This is a genomic window from Mucilaginibacter aureus (assembly GCF_053514885.1).
Genome location: NZ_CP170601.1, coordinates 3,562,477 through 3,579,679, shown reverse-complemented (window position 1 = coordinate 3,579,679; position 17,203 = coordinate 3,562,477). Strand labels below are relative to the sequence as shown.

Here is a 17,203-nt window from a genome sequence, read left to right as displayed (position 1 = left end):
CTATTTCAAAATGCTATTAATATTTTCGTATAAAGGCTCATAATGTGTCCCATTTTCTGTTCTAAAGAACAAATTACCATCAACATCTTTCCATAAATCAATTTTGCCGCCAGTATTACCTTGTTGTGGCTTATGATCGTGTGGGTCAAACCCTTTAGCTTTCATGTTTTTAATCTCGTTGTCGGAAACACGAGTTACTTTACCTTTCGGAACAATGGCCTTAATATGCTTATCCTTTGTCAAGTCATAAATAACGTATCCCACCGTAACAGCATCCGCCAAGGCGTTTACTATTGGTATTTCCTGCACAAAACTATCAAATACCAACAAAGGTTTAGGCACGCTTGCGGCTGCTGATAGAAGTATTGCACCAATCCCTGCTTTACTTTCTTTTTTTGCAGTAATAGTGACTTCTTTTAATTTTTTCGGAGAGGGCGGTGTGACTTTTTTTGTAGTATCGCTACCCATGCCATCGGGGTCAGTCATCAAAATAGGATTGTTCTCTACATAGTTGTAAGGCGTCAGATGGTTATAGTCCTCCGCCAACGGATCGACACTCGTCCACCTCCCTATCACCGGATCATAGAACCTTGCGCCATAATCATACTGGTTAGCTAAATCAGTCTGTATCTCTTTTCCGTTATAAAGGTAGCGGTTGTTGTTTGATAAATCGTAACCGCCCTGCTTTCTTAGACCAAAAGCGTAGTATTCATCTTCCTGTATAACTCTTGCTGATCCATCGGTGCCCTTATCAAATGATACCCTTGTATTACCTAAGTGATCTTTTAGATTATACTCATAACGATATGTGCCATCCGATGGGTTTCGGCTCGCCCTGCCTTCTTCGGTCTGTATAAAGCTAATGGCGTTATTTTGATAAACAATACCATTATCATAATCCCACGTTCCGTCAGTCCCGATGTTTCTGATCTTGATTCCGGCCGCATTATAGGTATAAGTTGATTTAACCGTAGCCCCCTGAGTTACTTTTACTGGCAAATTCAGGCTGTTGTAATTAATGGCCTGGCTCCCTCCGTCGGATGTGGCGTTACCGTTGGCATCATAAGCATAGTTACGAAACGAGCTCCCCCCGTTTGTTACGGAGGTGAGTTGATTGCTCTGATTGCTGCTTGCATAAGTATAGCTTAAACTTGCCGGGCTTGCCCCGCTGCGGTTTAGGCTGGTAATATTTCCCATCCCATCATAAGCTACAGCTTCGTTCAAGGCACCGTCCGAAGAGACGGCATTCGTCAGCCGGTTGATTGCATCGTAGGTATAACTAAATCCTTTGCTGCCGCTGTAGTCGCCTCTATAACTCATTTCGGCGATGTTTCCGTTATATTGCGGGGTCGCGGCAGTCACCAAACCGGTGTTATAGGCAATATTCATCGAAAATTTACTACTGCCGATATCCGTTAGCCACCCGCGGACATTATAGTCAAAAGAAACATCCTGTAAAAAGCTTGTCCCGTTGTTCTCGCTATGTAAATGTTTTGTCTGCATTTGCCCAATCTCGTTGTAATCAACCTGGCTTAACAATATTTGTTGCCCGCTATTAATTTTTGACCAGGATTGCCTTTTTCTCCCAAGATGATCGTAAGCTAAACTATCTTTCAGGGCGACGGTTAATGATGGCGTTCCGCTATTATTGATGTAATGTTCGCGTACGATATTTATCGGAGACCCGCTGAAATCATAACTAGTTGAGTTATGGTCATAGTTGGCAGTGTTTAAATTGGACGAACCATTCAGGTAATGCTGATTGTAATTATGTGTTGTACGGCCTAGATCATCATAGTAATTTGCCGACCACAGGAGTTCTGTTGTTCCTAAAACATTAATCCTTCCGGCGGTCTCCAGGCCCTTGGTCATCGTGCTGTTTTCGGTATGATGATCATAAGGGAGCCCGCTAATGTTATAGTCATCGTAATAGTTGATACTTAATATGGTGTCAAGGCTGGTGGGGTAGCTCTGGTTTAATGTATAGCCGTAAGTCTGCGCGTTGTCCCGTAGTTCACTAAGGCCATGGGTGTCAACCAGGGCCTTCAGGCTCGACGGGCTGATTGCTGTGTTGGTATTGGTCCAGATGCCTGTAACTACTGCTCTTCGCAGCGTGTCGTATTTAGTAATTATCCACTCATTATTGATTCTTTGGTTATTATCCTGGGTTGCTACAACCTGGTCGAGCAGATTATAAACGGTGTATTGCCATCCCGAACCTGGTATCTTCTTTTCTACAAGGCGCTTTCTGGCATCATACCGGTACTGGTAGCAAAAGTTATCAAAGAGCGCTCCCGATGGTGTTGCTGAATCGGCGTGCGAACCCGGCGGGAGCACAAAACTTAAGTTGCCCATGTCATCATAAACATAATATGTAGATAATGGCGTGCTTTCATCTTGCCAAATTCTTTTTAAGACCACCCTTTCCTCCTTGTCTTTATATTCCTCCGCAGTGCCGCTTTTCCCGCTACTCCAATTTTCGTTTTTTGTAATGGTAAGGTAGAGTTGATTTAGCGGGTAGTTACCCGAACTGCTTAAAACCCGTTCGGACCCTGTGCCCGGGCCGGCCAGATACATTCTGACGGCCCTGTCACCTGTGGCAGTATTGTAGCCGCGTTCAGTTTTAACGGTGTGTCCGCCATCATCTGTAGCATATGCACCGGGTTGAAATGCATCGCCGGGAAAACCCTGTTCAACGGCCTTACTTAAAGGCGATGAATCAAACATCGTTTGAGACGCGGGGAAATAGTTAGGAGCTACCCCGGTTGGCGGCGAATCATAGTAGTTCCATTGATCGCTAAAGCCGGTCGCCTTATAGCTGCCATCTGCTGTTGCTGATGCATAAGGCAGGTACTTTATCGCTTCACGGCCAAAGGGATCATAAGCTGTTAACGATACGATATCCTTATCTGCACTGGGTGCACCTTTAACCTGCACCGTTTGTGCCAGCCTGCCTAGGCCATCAAAGTACTGCACAGATTCCATAACCTCACAGGTGTTTTTTGAAGACAATGTGGATGGATCGGTTATTGGCACCCGGGGCACCATAGTTTGCACATAATTTTGATCGGAACTTAGATTTGCTGCAAGCGGGACACAGCTTTGTACCAATGGAGGCACTATAACAAAATGAATGATCCCGTTTGTCCCGTTGCCCGAAAATCCGGGGCTTAATGAAATGCGGTGTGTCGCCCTGACTACTTTGGCTGTGGTAACAGCTGTATTTAAAGTAGTATCTGCCGATTGTGCCTTGCATTGCAAGGCTATTGCAACTAAGCTGGCAAACCATACCCATGACATTGCAGATTTATTTCGTGTTGGTCTTTTCATCTTATTGTCCTGCGTAATGATAGTCGGTATGTTTTAAAATATTTCCATTCTGATCCCTGATAGTGTTCAGGCGTTGCACAGCATCGTATTCGTAATAAGTTGTTTGCCCTTTTGCATCGGTTACACTTGTTATTCCGGTTAATAATTGATAAGTATAGGTCGTTATCAATGCATTTTTAGGAAAAATGCGTATATCATCTAAAATACCCGAGATTGTTTGCCCGCTGTAATCGGCTTGAATGTAATCCCATCCCGCTCCGTTATATTTAAAATAACTAAGGGTATATGCTTTTCCGTGCAGTGTTGAACTAAAGTAAGAACTCAGGTTAATAGTCCCTGAAAAGCTTCCACTACCTGTGTGCGTTGTACCGTAGTTTGACGCTATTGAGCCATTGCCCTCAAAATCTTCAAACATGAATTCGTCGTAATTGGCATTCTTGCATTCCGCAATTGGATAGGTGTTGTTGTATCCCCATTTGTAAGAAACAACATTGTTTTGATTATTAGTAAGTTGGCGTATGTGTCCAAAACTGTCGTAATTATTAAATGTTTCTTTTAACACATAGGTACCGTCTTTTACAAATGTTTGTTTAGTTGTACCCTGAGGTAAGTTACCTAAGGATACGTTCGAAAATTTAAAACCAGGTAGCGATATTGGATTTGCAGTCTCAAGCGTGTATGCAGCGCTAGGGGTCGAATCGGAGTTGTAAGTATTTATTGACCCTGCTGTTATTGATGGCTGGCTTGCCCCGGCATGAGTAATGGCCGAAATTTGCTCTATTGGATAAGCTAACATGTTTGCAGTAATCATTGGTCCAACCATGGCATCCGAAGAAGCATAATCTTGGGGATGTGAGGAATAGGCCGTTAGCGTGTCACCTTTACTATTCACGGTCATCGTCCTAGTCGCGAACATATGATCCGGATTATCGTAAAAATAATATTTGCTTTGACTAACGTAATTTAAAGTATCTTCTAATTCTCTTGTATATTCATCTTCTCTCAAAGGGAGCATTTTCCCTACTTGTAAAGCTGTATGCGCATAAGTGATGATGCGCCAGGTATCTGCTGGTAAAGTATAGGGATACGTTGGATTTTCTTCAATTATATTTACAGGGTGGGCCATCCCGACATATATGCTGTCCGGCCTGTTATATTTTTTATAAGTAAAGTCGTTTTTTTTAACCCATACATAATTACTGTTAGCTCTTGCGTAGTCCGTTTTGGACGTGAGCGTCCCTAAGTGCCAATCAGTTTTAGGTAGCGTCATCGGCGCATAATCTACATCATAAAAAGAAAAATCGAGCGGATAGTCATATTTGTATACTGTTTTACCTGTTTGGGAACCCATATCGCTTTGGTACTCTGCCACCTCCTGATAAACAACCGGCGAACCGTCGGAAAATACCAGATCAGAAAAAGATCTCGCGTTGTAGGTTCTCACTCTCTGCTTCCAGGGGCTAAAAGTAAATTCATTAGCCACGACCAATGGACGATATATTGTTTGCGCATAGCTAAACGTGCCAATGTTTTCCAATCCCGTCGTTACTCCTCTACCTGTTTCGCCGATGCCGTATTTGTAATTTTTCTCAAAGGCGGAAGTAGTCGTATTGTCCTTAAAAAACTTGATGCTTTTGATTCGCAAACCGCTCGATGACACTGTCAACCCTTGTGACTGATCGTAAACCTGGTTACTTTCGTATGTGAATTCAGTACGGCCTCCTGTTGGATAATGTATTTTCTTTAGCATAAACGCCTGCGTAAAGTCTGGCGGAGAAGTGATAGAAGGCGTTAGTGCAGGCGTACCGATCGTAATATCAAAGGAATAGGGTGGGTTATCAATGGACCAAAAAGGGTCCTGCCCCCAAGCCAAATATCCGAGTGGGTTAAATTCTATATGGACACCCGGCTTTTGGATGGTGACGGTTTGCTGAGGTACCGAACTTTCAGAATCAGTGATATAACTGGCAAACGAAATATTTGTATTGCTATGATAACCTCTGATATCAGAGCGTTTCATTCCCATCGGGATGTCATAACTTGGGTTGTAATCAAATGCGTATTTTTCGACGGTTACAGAGTTGCTTCCCCTGATCGCGATGGAATCGAGACGGGTACGGTCGTCGGGGGTACCTACAGCAGGAGTGTTATCCCAAAAGGTGTAATAAAATTTAATCGATTTTTTAAGCAGGTTATTACTGTCGTATACCCTGATCGAATCCAACATGTTTTTATTTGTCCGTAGGAAGAACTGCACCTTGCCTGACCGGTATTTGATCTCTTGTATCTTAATGGTATTAGTTGTAGTAATTGTAACTCCCGGTTCTGCCGGAAAATGGTAATTGGTAACCGGAGTTAATACGATACTGTCGGCTCCATTATGATCATAAAACCGCTCAGGGTTGTATACGGCACTTATCAAGGGGGTTGCGATAGAAACATGTACGCCACCATCCCCATCTCCTATAGGTACCCCCAAAAGATAACCAGAATCATCAACGGTTCTCTCATTATCATAAATCACATACTTCTCATTAATGCCATAATTTAACTTCATTACGGGAGAAGAATACGAAAAAAAGATAGTGTCCTTTTTGGACGGCGAGATCATCTGTGTGCATTTCCATGTACTCACCGAATTGTAATCTCCAACTTCCTGCATTTCAATAGCATGGTGATAGGTGTACCCGGTGCTATCTCCAAAATGGTAAGTTATGCCTGTTTCATCGGTAATCTGGATAGGTATATTGCCCTGGCCAAATTTAATAGCCAATGGTTCATATGGAATGGGGAGGAAATTATAAGCTCCGCCCGCAGCCTTATGCATATAAAATTTACCGCTTTTATTACTGAGATGATAATAAAAGTCGTCCGGGTTTTCGTCGATTGAGCCATTTACAATGTTTTTCATATAATTCAAATCGCGGTTAAGAGCAGGGTTACCCACATCGGATCCCGAATAGCCAAAAGTTGCGATATCATCGCTGCCGTTTACTGTTCTTGTAATTTCTGGCTCGGCGCTCAAACTCCAGCCCAGCCCAACCCAAGTAGATTTTTCATTTACTTTGATTCCACCAGCGTGATAACTTAGTGTTATGGGCAATGACAAACTTCCTGAGTTAACCTCAAATAACGGAATACTGATATTGGGCACTCCGGTATTGAAGTTCACCGGGTAATTGATAAATTTTGCTAAGCTTGCTGCCTCGGGTGATGAGGGAACAATCTTCGGTTGTTGCGCAAAACCATCTGCCAAATGACAGAAGATGCAAGTAACAATAAGTGCAATTTTTTTCATTACGATAATTGATATCTGATAATTGATTTTGTATGTATTAATGATGCAAGATGGAGATCGTCTTAGATATTAAATGCCCTATTGATCTTCGTATCTTCCCGAATCGCTTAATCCTGCTTTCCGTTTATTTTATTTCTAATTTATTAACCCGGGCGTCCTGAAGTAGCTAGTCACTTATTGTTTCTCCAGTTCGGCTAAGCGCTTTTCCAATTTTTTAATACGCTCATTTTCAGCTACCTTAAATTCTTTAATCTCTTTATCCTTTTCAATGAGGTACAGCGTCAGTTCCTCCACTTTCTTGGTGAGCACCTTGTTCATCTCACCCAAATTGATCCCGTCTTTTTCAACGACAGATGCAGCTGGCATATCAGGCAGGTGATGGTTCCGGTCGATATACGATTTCACCTGCGCAAGCGACATCAGCTTGTAATCCTTTTTGAACACATAGTCTGGAAAGCCGGTAAGTTGCACATACATCTGCTTCGCGTACACCGCGCCGTTGGTGTGATCTATTTTGAGAGCAATATGGCCGGCGATGTCGGCGTCGAGCAGCGTTTGGCCCGTAGCCCCGGTAGTTGGTACGGTTGCGAAATACATGTCCCCGAGGACCGAACTATAAATTACCCCGCCGCCATTATTGTGCGTGTCACCGTTGGTTAGCCAACTGAAATTGGGCGCGGAGCCGATTCTTGAAGCGTTGAATCCCAAATAACTCGTACCCCAATTAAGTACCTGTGAATCACCCGCACTACCAATAGACGCTTTACTAACGCCGTCGTCAACTTGGAAAAGCGATGCGGGTGTATCTGTATTGATGCCAAGATTTCCCTCCGGTAAAATAGTCAGTGCATTCACAACATTGGTACCGCCGTTTGATGTAAACACTTTCAAGCCGACATAATCGACGCCGAGGCTTCCCGCAGGTACAAAGGGCGTAAAGCTAATGGCACGATAGTTTCTGTTTCCTAAGTTGCCGAACAGGCGCAAGCCATTGCCTTCTGCGCCACCTACAGATAAGTTGTTTAATACGGAAATCCATCCATCGGAAACTTCCAACCTATCAAATGGGGTGGTGGTGCCGATACCAACATTGCCGTTTAGATTCCAAATTCCTTTTGGCGATGAGCCACCAAAGAAAATATCCGACGGCTGGTCATAACCCAAATAAATCTGCCCGGTACCAATAGGATCAATGCCTATGCCACCGGCACCCTGCCAGATGCTTAAATATTTGCTCGTTGAGGTACCGTTCAAGGCTCCGTCGATCCTTAGTCCGTTTCGGGCACCTCCTGAAACATGCAATAATGAACCCGGGGTTGTAGTCCCGATACCGACATCGCCGGTTGGTTCAAGTTTATTCGTTTGCGCTGAGGATTGGCCATACGTAGCCATGGCCACTATCGTGGCAAGGAAAATTTTCTTCATGGGTCTATTCAATAATGATAAATACAATAACTAAGGGGAGCGCAGAAACAATCATACGCAATTAATACCGGCAAATATTGACAACCGGAGCAACATATTCAAATAAAGCGGCACTAATATTATTAACATTCCTGAAAATAGCCTTAATTAACTGCCGCTTTTAATTAATAGACAATAAGTTAAATGAGGATGACCGGATTTGATTATTGTGGTCGTTGTGCATAACCAACCGACCTGGTATCAGTCGGCCTACGTTTAAACCCTCTCGAAAAATATCAAACATCAATATTCAGTTGACAGCATCTTGAACATTGCGGGAATTCCGGTCATATACTTTTTCATACATTCGATTTTGATTCACACACGCGAAGATTCGCAGGATGATCTTATATCGAATCGCATTAACCACCGACATCCTGGGCTTATTGTCGATTTTGGTTCGTCTCTCGAAATAGGCTTTGATTTCCGGGATGTTTCTAATGGCACACAATGCACTCAGATGGAGCAGTGCTTTCATTCGCTTATTGGCAATATTGGATAGTTTGGCTTTGCCTTTATATTTACCGGATTCGTTAATAAAGGGTGCCACTCCGGCATAACAAGCAAATTTCTTCGGGTCCCGGATGCTTTTAAATTCGTTGGTGCAGATGATAATCTGTAAGCCGGTTAACGTGCCGATGCTCGGAACCGAGGTCACCAGTTCCATCAGCTGGTGCAGCCGTTCATCTTTTCCGACAATCGTTTGCATATGCTGATCAACGACTCCGATATCGTGTTCAATGGCCTCCAATGTCGAAATACACATATTCGATAAGCGTTGATGATCCTTTTGCTGATGAAACTGACCATGTTCTTTGAGGGGACGCTTTAAGGCCGTCCGGACATTCACCAGGCGGCGGCGGAGTGAGGTCATCAGAGCCAGCTCTTGCAATATTGGCCGTTTCGGCTCCCAAAGTTGAAGTTTATTCCGGTTCTGATACGCATAGCCCGCTATGCGTATGGCATCGATCTTATCATTTTTATTGCGAACAATGCCTAAAGAGTTCCGGATTTTCGACGGAATTTCCAATACGACATGCGCCCGATGGCGATGTAGCGTATCTAACAAATAGTGACCATACAAGCCGGTCTGTTCCATACAGAACAACGTCCGGTTCATTCGGAAACCAGCTATAGCCAATAGGGCTTCGAAAAGTTCCTGTATGCCGTTGGGATTATTTGCGGTCACCTTATGAAACAGTACTCTCCCTTCATACACCACAGCATGATCCAGTTTATGCTTGGAAATATCTGTACCGACAAAGTAATTGTAGTTCCGCTTTCTCGTTTCCATACCTGACCAAATTAGCTCATGGCAGGGATTACTCGCGGACGTAGACCTGAAGTCTTCCATTGAACTAATGCGCCCTGCCATGATAAGAAAACAGTCCCGGATTAATCGAATAGACAGGCCTGATTAACCTGAACCATGCCGTAATGCGCCGCGACTGTTATGCTTTTTCTTTCACCACCTTCTGTACGAACTGCCCGCCGAAGTTCGTCAGCCGGATGACGATTCGCTCAAACTCAACATGCCTGCCCTGATGAAGTATCTCGGTGAATACCGCTTCCAGGTCTTTGCCGGTCTCCAGCAATTCGTAAGAAGTACTGTCGGAGGCCCTGACTTGCCCCGGGCTTTCCAAAATACCCAGGCGTAACAGATTATCAAGGTAGGAAGGGATCAATTCAGCGTGCTGCAAGGTTATGACTTGCGCAAAAGTAGCGTGATAGCGTTTTGCAATGGAATGTGAACCATCATGGGCCGCTACACTTTTGATATGCACGGCCGGATAAGATGCGGTATGGATAAATGCCCGCAACAATATCGCTTCCTCAGACGACAGATTTTTTAACACTTCGACGTACCCCGGATGGGCCTGGGCTACCGTATCGCTATCCATAGCAGCGGCTAGGAGATTGGCGTATAACTCCCGCAAATGCTCGTCGTAACCGGCATAGCGTAAGGCTTCTATCGCTGGCCCGGCAATGGCAGGAGCCGGAGTGACAATGTGCTCGTCCGGCACGTTACGCAACTTTTCAGCCAGGCGCGAGGTTAGCCAGGATTCAATTTGTTCATAACCCCAGACCAGTACCTTGATCGGCATTAATGCCATATTGACGGTTTTGGTAACCGTTTCCAATGTTCTGCCAACCTGCTTGGCCGCGGGCTGCACCGCGTCGTCGTACATGGGTTTTACCACACTTCCCAGAATCTCCGCCACCGACTTAACACTTCCTTCCGACATCTGTTTTTTTTATAAAGATACAGAGTTAAACAACCCTGATTCGCATTAGTTTGTAATAAATTTTGCATATTTAGCGAATCAACGCCTTGCCCTAATGATGATGCGCTTATCCTTACTCGCCATTTTTTTGCTCGGTTCGCTCGGCATCGCCCATGCGCAGACCGACTATTGTGCTGACCTCGTCCGTGATACCGATAAGGTAACGAAGGTGATTACCTGCACCGGCCCTGATATGAGCATGGCGCTCAAAGCGGTGATTAATGGCCGTGATACCACGGTAACCATCAACTTCAACATCAAAGAGCTGGTTTCCAGTGACGAAGCTGGATTATACATCAAGTTAGATGACGGCCATACCTTGCGATACTTTGGCCAGAAAATCAATAAAATATGGCTAAACAGTCGGGACGGGTATAACTATGAAACGGTGTTAACCTGCAGTCCCGCTGTACTCAGGCAATTTAAGGCCCAAAAAATCAAAGTATTTCAAATCGCAGGTATTGATGTAACCGTCCATCGTGCAGTTGCCGAAGAGTTTCAGGGATATTTGAATTGCATGGTTAAATAACAATGGTCGTTATCCTCGTATAGCTGTTCTTTAGTGGCACAGCTACCTACTGACGAAAGAGCTGCGCGCTTTCAAGAAAGTCTGTTAAAAACCCTTGTCCTGGCCATATTCCATCCGGGTCTTCAAATCTAACTCCATTATCAAACCCATAAACATATGGCGACCACCTTCCCCTTCCACTTCTCCGTCAACGAATCTACACTCGTCTACCTGGCAACCACCGGCTTATAGAACCTCGCATCCTAATCTTATTGGATACAGGTTCTTGTTAATTTCAACAATTATGAAAACAATCTGTTCTCCGCGTGTGCACTAAAAAAGGACGAAGGTAATTAGGGTAAACAGTTTTTTTTCATTTGATGGTTCGTGTTATTTGCCTGCAATCTGTCGCAGTGCGGTTTCTATTTTTTTTAATCGGGCCTCTTGAATAGCCATGAGGGTTTTCTGCTCTTTGCTCAATTTTTCCAGCTCAGCCACTTTCTCGTCCTTTTCGATCAGGTACAGCGTCAGTTCCTCCACTTTTTTAAGCAAGGCTTTGTTGATCTCGCCCAGGTTGAGGCCCTCCTTCTTTACGGTTGCGGCGTCTGGCATATCCGGCAAATGCTGGTTTTGATCTATGTAACTTTTGACTTCGGAAAGCGGCCTTAATTGGTAACCCTTTTTGAAAACATAGTCTGGCCAACTGCCTCTTAGCTGCACATAAGCCTGTGTAAAAATCACCGTTCCATTAACAGCCAATTGATACCCCGAGGGAATATAATTGGTATTGATGCCCACTGCACCATTACTTTGAACACGGAAAACCTCTGACATTTCCGTATTGGGGGTAGTTGCATCGGCGCTCCACAAGGAGAAAGCAGCGCCATTGCTTGCATTTTTATCCGAACTAAAGGTCATGGCCCATGCTTGTTGATAGTCTGAGCTGTTGGCACTCACATTCTGAGTAAGAGGTTTTGAAGCACTGTTAAGTCCGCCAGTTCTAACGCCAAACATCGTTCCTGACCATCCGGCATTATTATGACTGCCTATTTCGTAAGGTAGTATCTCGTAATACTGCCCCATACTACCATTACCCATAAGGCCCCTGCCGCCGGTACTTCCGGTAATCTCCAGTTTGTAACCAGGGGTATTTGTGCCGATGCCGACGCTGCCATCTTGCTTAATTGTCATTCGAGGCAACTCGTCTGTAAAGAACTTTATGCCAGACCATCCACTTAAGTACGCCATATAGCCGCCGTGCTGTTGCTCGGCGTCCGTGTGCCAACCCAATCCGTAATAGGCTATGTGATGGTTTTGGTAGGGGAACTTGTACGGCCACACATAGCTTGTCGCGCCTATGCCAATAGCTGTAGTATCGGGACTTACGTTTGTTTGCGCCAACGATTGGCTGTAAAAAGCCACAGCCAAAATCGTGGCAAGGAGAAGTTTCTTCATGGGTTTATTCAATAGTGATAAATACAATAACTAAGGGGAGCGCAGAAACAATCATACGCAATTAATACCGGCAAATATTAGCAACCAGAACAACATATTCAAATAAAGCGGCACTAATATTATTAACATTGCTGAAATAATTGGACTTTCTTATTTCTATTCAATTGATAAGGAAACAATTAAGTTAATAATACCAAGGTGAGTAAAACACCTGAAAATGCCCCTATCCGGCCAGATCAAAAAGCCCCCCTTGTCCTTGTGAAAGATCGCCTTCTGTTTGCTCACCTGCGCTGTTGCCCCTATCTGCATACGCAGTAATGCAGAGAAACAATAATGGGAACAGGTGCTACGATTTTTATTAGATCTTTTACAAAAAGCAGGCATTAACTACATCATAGCTTTGTTACTTCGTTAAAACCCCTCAAAAAATTCGGGCAGGGAGGTATCCAGAGCGTTGAGGACCTTCAGCAGCGAAGACAGCTGCATATCCTTTCCCTTTTCGTAGCCGTAATACTGCACGCGGTTGATGTCGTTCTTCAGTGCGAATTTCTCCGCGTTGGGCTCGCCTTTGGCCAGGCGCAGCTCGCGGATGCGTTCGCCGATCTTGACGAGCAGTGCTTCGGTATCGGTGTATTTGGGCATGGACAAAACAAGCCAAATGTCCGCTAAAAATAAACCGCTTATAATATACCTACTTTAAACAACATTGGTTATATTTGAGTATGCTTGAACGGAACCTGGAAGAGATCGGCTTTAGCCCTGCCTTTTGTGCGCAAGCGCAAAAAATGGGTTTGAATTGTCTGGCAGATATTTTGGCGGAAAGCCCGGAAAGCTTGCAGGAGAACACGTATTTCAGTTATCCGTGGTTAGCGGAGCTTACGCAGCTTCTGGAGAAAGAGAATTTATTGCATTTGTTACAGGCTACGCCGGGAAGAATTCGCGGTTAAGTGCCGCCAATTGTCTTTGGTCGGCGAAATGAAGGTCCTCCTGGAGGCTCGCTGTATAATTTAGTGGCGCAGCAGTTTCTTGTATTTTTGTTTGACACTGGCGCTACTGGCGAAGCAAGCAGTGACCGCGGCTAGTTCTGTTCCGGTCAGCGTGCCGATAATTTCGAAATCGATATTTTCAATGGGGTAAATATCGTCCAGCAAGCTGGTTTCATACTGGTCTAAATACTCGCCGTATACATAGGTATCGAACTCAAATGAAAAGCCATTATCGCAAACACCCTGGCCGGCTTTAAAAATATAGCAACAGATATTGCCATCCGGGACCTCCAGGCAACCGTGTACCTGTTTGCTAAACCGCGGCAAATGATCAATGCTGGAAGGCAGGCTGACCAGTAATAATCCAGCTTCAACTTCTTTCAACACCAAAAAGTACTTGGCTTTCGACCTCCCGCCGTTCTTAAAATAAAATATCGGAAAGTAAATGATCGATCCGGCGTGATACATTAGCGTTTGAGGCTGCGGCTTTCCGCCATAAATTCCTTATAACCCTGGTAGCGTTTCAATTTTTCTTCATCTCCGGCGAGGATACGGCTCAGGTCGATCTCGGCATTGGAAGAGGTTGCCAGTTTTTGCTCAAAGGCTTCCAGCAAACCGTGCTCTACGGCTGTCTGGTGCCAGGGCGAATGTTCACGATGGGTAAGTTTGACGAGGTCTTCCGCAGGAGCGTATTTGAAAGTGACCGCGATCTGCTCCATCAGCTTCATTTCAGTATCGCTGAATTCGTCATCAGAAAAGTCTTGTTTGGGAACGACGTTGATCGTGCCATCGACCATCTTTTTATCAATATACCGGTCCAGCATAAAGGTCTCACCGGTGATCTCCAGGTACAGGTCGCGTGCTACCGGGCCTAAATGCCAGGCATCAAATCGGATGTTAAAAAACGGCACGCCGTATTTCTTAACGGAGGTCTCTTCGATCAGATAGATCAGCTTGAGCAATTTCGTCTTGGACACCGGACCTACACGCTCGCACAAAAAGATAATGGCATTGCCTAGTTTATCAATTTGTTCTTTGGTATAAATGCTATCGCTGTTAAACATAAGTTGCTGGGAGATAATGCAAAAGTAAGGAATACGAACAAAGATAGCAAATGCTAATACAATTAGCAAATTAAAAATAATCTTAGCACCGTAGCAGTAGTGAGACCTCTGGAGAAATAGCATTTATTACGACGGGAAGAATTCGCGGTCGATCTGAGCCACCTGCTTCATCAGCATATCACGCACGGTCGCAGCAGTGATTTGCGAGATACTATAGTATTCTTTAGCCAGACTGCGTTCGGAGATATGAGATTGCCGGCGGGTGTGGAAATGGGTAGCCGCGAAATGGAAGACTTCCTGCAGGCTGGCGCCAGCGTAGAGCCCTTGCTGGTAGTTGAGGCGCAGCAAACAAGCCAATTGCGCTACGGAAAGGTCGAGTCCTAAAGTTGTTGGAGCGACGCTACCTGGCCGGGTTAAGAGCGCCGGGTCGAGCGATGGCCAGCGTTTGTCATAACAATAGCCGGGCATCGGTAACACATTTACGCGAATACCATTTTGATATAAATAACCAAAGAAAGCAGGGTGATTGAAATTATAACGAACAAGTAAACTGATCAGGTCATCATATTGCCGAAGGCCGTTTAACAAATTCTTAAAATATTTTAATGCGCTAAAGGTGTAGGGATAGCGGGTATCTTGCATATCTTCCAAATAGGCGGCCAGCAAACGCTCCGGTACCGTATCGCCCAATTGTGGCAGTTGGATTAAAAGACGCTTATGATGCTCATTCGGCGCGGGTATATCCAGGTCAAGATAAGCCGCGTAATGCTCCAGCAGGTGGTCGCACAGTTCAGCATCGTAGTTTTTCGACAGTTCCTTCAGATGGAACTGGTAATAACGGCGGAGCGTTTCATCACTATCCGCCGAGAAGAGCGCCATTTCCCAGGCGGGGATGGCCCCGCCCGGGTCCTGGAGTTCATTCTTTAACATACTAACGGCGGAAACCGGCTAAATGGGTTGTGGTGGTCGGGAGCCCGCTGGTCGGGTCGCCGCTGGTTTGTGTCGGATCGGTCGTCGGCAGGTCGTTTTGCGGCTGGCCGTAAACGGATTGGATCCGTTTGTTCTTTTCTGGTAATTTGCTTTTCTGTTTCATTTGCTTTTTTTGTTATTATTGTAAAATAAACTGGCAGGGAAATCTCATTTACAGATTTTATACCAATAACATCACTTATGTTATCAACGCCATTTTATGTTCTACCAAGGGCAAAGACCCTGCTATTGCACTTTTTTTGTTGGATGCTGCTCATCGGTTACGAGATGGGCTGGTTGTATTACGCGGTCCGGAGGACCGAGCCGCCGTATGTTTATGCTTGTTATTATGCGATCAACATCGGCTTTTTTTACCTGCTGGTGTGGGTGAGCGGCCGCCGAAGGCCCTGGCTGTCTGTCCTGTTCGCTTTTGTGGCTTTGCTGTGGGTGAAGGGTGCGGCGGATTACCTGATGGACAAGGGCGCCACGCCGGCTATCCGGCTGCAGCATATCCGGGCGTATGCGCCGACAAATCTTGCGCGCGGGATGTATTTCGCGATCCTGGCGGCTTTTTACCGGGTGGCGTCCTATCTTTCTTTTTACCGGAAGCAGGCCGCTGATGCTAAGGTGGCTTATTATAAGCAGCAGATGCAGCCGCATTTGCTGTTCAATACGCTGAACTTTATTTACAGCCGGGTGGATGAGCATTCGCCGGAGGCGGCCAGGTGTGTTTTGCTGCTGGGCGAGTTGATGCGGTTCAGTATTGCGCCTGCGGATCGGGTGTCGATAGATTCGGAGGCTTTGCAGTTACGGCATCTCGTAGAGATCAACGCGTTCCGCTTCGGCCAAATGTTTTTGGAAGTGAACATCGATGCAGTGGAGGGCCAGGTCATTCCGTTGGTGCTGCTGACGCTGGCGGAGAACCTGTTCAAACATGGTGATCTGCAGGATGAACAAAATCCAGCAACGCTGACGCTGGAAGCCAGGGGCGATCGTTTATTCTTCAGGACTTCCAACCGCAAAAGGCAGATTTTGGAGCACAGGTTATCGACTGGTTTGGAACACATCCGGTTGCGGCTCGATCATGCGTATGGCAAGCGTTACCGGTTAGATATTTTAGAAACCGCTGATGATTTTTCGCTGGAGCTGAGTTTACCGTTATGATGCGCTGTTTGACGGTGGATGACGAAAGGCCGGCCACGGAACTGCTGGGCCGTTTTATTGCGCGTACGCCCGGACTGGAACTGGTGGGATCGACCAATAAAGCCCTCGAGGCCCCTGCCCTGCTGGCAGCACTCAACCCAGATCTTGTTTTCCTGGACATTGATATGCCGCAATTATCTGGTATTGCACTGGCGAAACTGGTCAAGAGTGCTGCTATTGTTTTTACGACTTCGTTCCGGGAGTTCGCGCCGGAGGCGTTCGAGGTGGAGGCTTTGGATTATTTGCTGAAGCCGATCGCTTATGAACGGTTTTTGATGGCTATCCAGAAGGCGAGGCGCACGGCGCCGGCCGGGCACTTTTTTGCAAAGACGGGTAATGGTCAACTGACGCGGGTCGAGATCGGTGAGATCTTGTATATTTCGGCGTTGCTGAATTATGTGGAGATCTTTTCAAAGAACGGTAAGGTGATCACCTATTCCGGGATCACGGAAATCATGGAACAATTACCCGCGGAACGTTTCTCCCGCATCCACCGCTCTTATATCGTCGCCCACGCGCATATCCATCAGGTCATCGCTGACGAGGTGGTCCTGAGCGGCGGCAAGCGGCTGACCATCGGGCGGAGCTACCGCGCCGCCTTCCAGGAGAAGCTGCGCGCGGGCCTGATCTGAGCGCAGGTA

General features: G+C 45.7%; 15 protein-coding genes. 4 read left to right on the top strand and 11 right to left on the bottom strand.

All coding sequences use genetic code 11. From position 1 onward, the window contains the following. The 5 genes from ACFGVR_RS15350 to ACFGVR_RS15330 form a co-directional block, all read right to left on the bottom strand. The gene (locus ACFGVR_RS15350) at positions 1-3,330 is read right to left on the bottom strand and encodes a DUF6443 domain-containing protein (protein WP_448698196.1); all 3,330 of its coding nucleotides are present in this window, start codon (positions 3,328-3,330) and stop codon (positions 1-3) included. A 1-nt stretch (position 3,331) separates the two neighbouring features. After that, positions 3,332-6,628: a hypothetical protein gene (locus ACFGVR_RS15345; protein WP_448698195.1), complete on the bottom strand. Its 3,297-nt coding sequence runs from the start codon at positions 6,626-6,628 to the stop codon at positions 3,332-3,334. Between the two features lie 174 nt (positions 6,629-6,802). Continuing rightward, positions 6,803-8,053: a hypothetical protein gene (locus tag ACFGVR_RS15340; protein WP_448698194.1), complete on the bottom strand. Its 1,251-nt coding sequence runs from the start codon at positions 8,051-8,053 to the stop codon at positions 6,803-6,805. A 289-nt stretch (positions 8,054-8,342) separates the two neighbouring features. Then, positions 8,343-9,386, bottom strand: a complete 1,044-nt coding sequence (locus tag ACFGVR_RS15335) for an IS110 family transposase (RefSeq protein ID WP_448698193.1) — start codon at positions 9,384-9,386, stop codon at positions 8,343-8,345. Positions 9,387-9,543: 157 nt separating this feature from the next. Continuing rightward, positions 9,544-10,338 (bottom strand): DUF4393 domain-containing protein, encoded by a 795-nt coding sequence (locus tag ACFGVR_RS15330; protein ID WP_448698192.1) that lies wholly within the window; start codon positions 10,336-10,338, stop codon positions 9,544-9,546. 94 nt (positions 10,339-10,432) lie between these two features. Between ACFGVR_RS15330 and ACFGVR_RS15325 the strand changes: the two genes are divergently transcribed. Next, complete coding sequence (locus ACFGVR_RS15325) at positions 10,433-10,906, top strand: hypothetical protein (protein ID WP_448698191.1); 474 nt, start codon at positions 10,433-10,435, stop codon at positions 10,904-10,906. 369 nt (positions 10,907-11,275) lie between these two features. Here ACFGVR_RS15325 and ACFGVR_RS15320 read toward each other — a convergent pair whose 3' ends face one another. Then, on the bottom strand, positions 11,276-12,340 hold the full coding sequence (locus tag ACFGVR_RS15320) for a hypothetical protein (protein ID WP_448698190.1): 1,065 nt from the start codon (positions 12,338-12,340) through the stop codon (positions 11,276-11,278). A 411-nt stretch (positions 12,341-12,751) separates the two neighbouring features. After that, entirely contained in the window at positions 12,752-12,982 is a 231-nt protein-coding gene (locus ACFGVR_RS15315; RefSeq protein ID WP_448698189.1) for a helix-turn-helix domain-containing protein, read from the bottom strand. 80 nt (positions 12,983-13,062) lie between these two features. Between ACFGVR_RS15315 and ACFGVR_RS15310 the strand changes: the two genes are divergently transcribed. After that, on the top strand, positions 13,063-13,287 hold the full coding sequence (locus ACFGVR_RS15310) for a hypothetical protein (protein ID WP_448698188.1): 225 nt from the start codon (positions 13,063-13,065) through the stop codon (positions 13,285-13,287). Positions 13,288-13,347: 60 nt separating this feature from the next. Here ACFGVR_RS15310 and ACFGVR_RS15305 read toward each other — a convergent pair whose 3' ends face one another. From ACFGVR_RS15305 to ACFGVR_RS15290, 4 genes are all read right to left on the bottom strand, one after another. Next, on the bottom strand, positions 13,348-13,794 hold the full coding sequence (locus tag ACFGVR_RS15305; protein WP_448698187.1) for a hypothetical protein: 447 nt from the start codon (positions 13,792-13,794) through the stop codon (positions 13,348-13,350). Continuing rightward, the gene (locus tag ACFGVR_RS15300) at positions 13,794-14,390 is read right to left on the bottom strand and encodes a Panacea domain-containing protein (protein WP_448698186.1); all 597 of its coding nucleotides are present in this window, start codon (positions 14,388-14,390) and stop codon (positions 13,794-13,796) included. Before ACFGVR_RS15300 ends, ACFGVR_RS15305 begins: the two co-directional genes overlap by 1 nt. 126 nt (positions 14,391-14,516) lie before the next feature. After that, a complete protein-coding gene (locus tag ACFGVR_RS15295) occupies positions 14,517-15,320 on the bottom strand; it encodes a hypothetical protein (protein ID WP_448698185.1) in 804 nt (267 codons plus the stop codon). Position 15,321: 1 nt separating this feature from the next. Next, positions 15,322-15,483 carry a hypothetical protein gene (locus tag ACFGVR_RS15290; RefSeq protein ID WP_448698184.1) on the bottom strand — a complete coding sequence of 54 codons (162 nt, stop codon included), beginning with the start codon at positions 15,481-15,483 and terminating at the stop codon, positions 15,322-15,324. 77 nt (positions 15,484-15,560) lie between these two features. Here ACFGVR_RS15290 and ACFGVR_RS15285 point away from each other — a divergent pair, with 77 nt between their 5' ends. After that, the gene (locus tag ACFGVR_RS15285) at positions 15,561-16,523 is read left to right on the top strand and encodes a sensor histidine kinase (protein WP_448698183.1); all 963 of its coding nucleotides are present in this window, start codon (positions 15,561-15,563) and stop codon (positions 16,521-16,523) included. After that, positions 16,520-17,194 (top strand): LytR/AlgR family response regulator transcription factor, encoded by a 675-nt coding sequence (locus ACFGVR_RS15280; protein WP_448698182.1) that lies wholly within the window; start codon positions 16,520-16,522, stop codon positions 17,192-17,194. Before ACFGVR_RS15285 ends, ACFGVR_RS15280 begins: the two co-directional genes overlap by 4 nt. Positions 17,195-17,203: the final 9 nt, after the last annotated feature.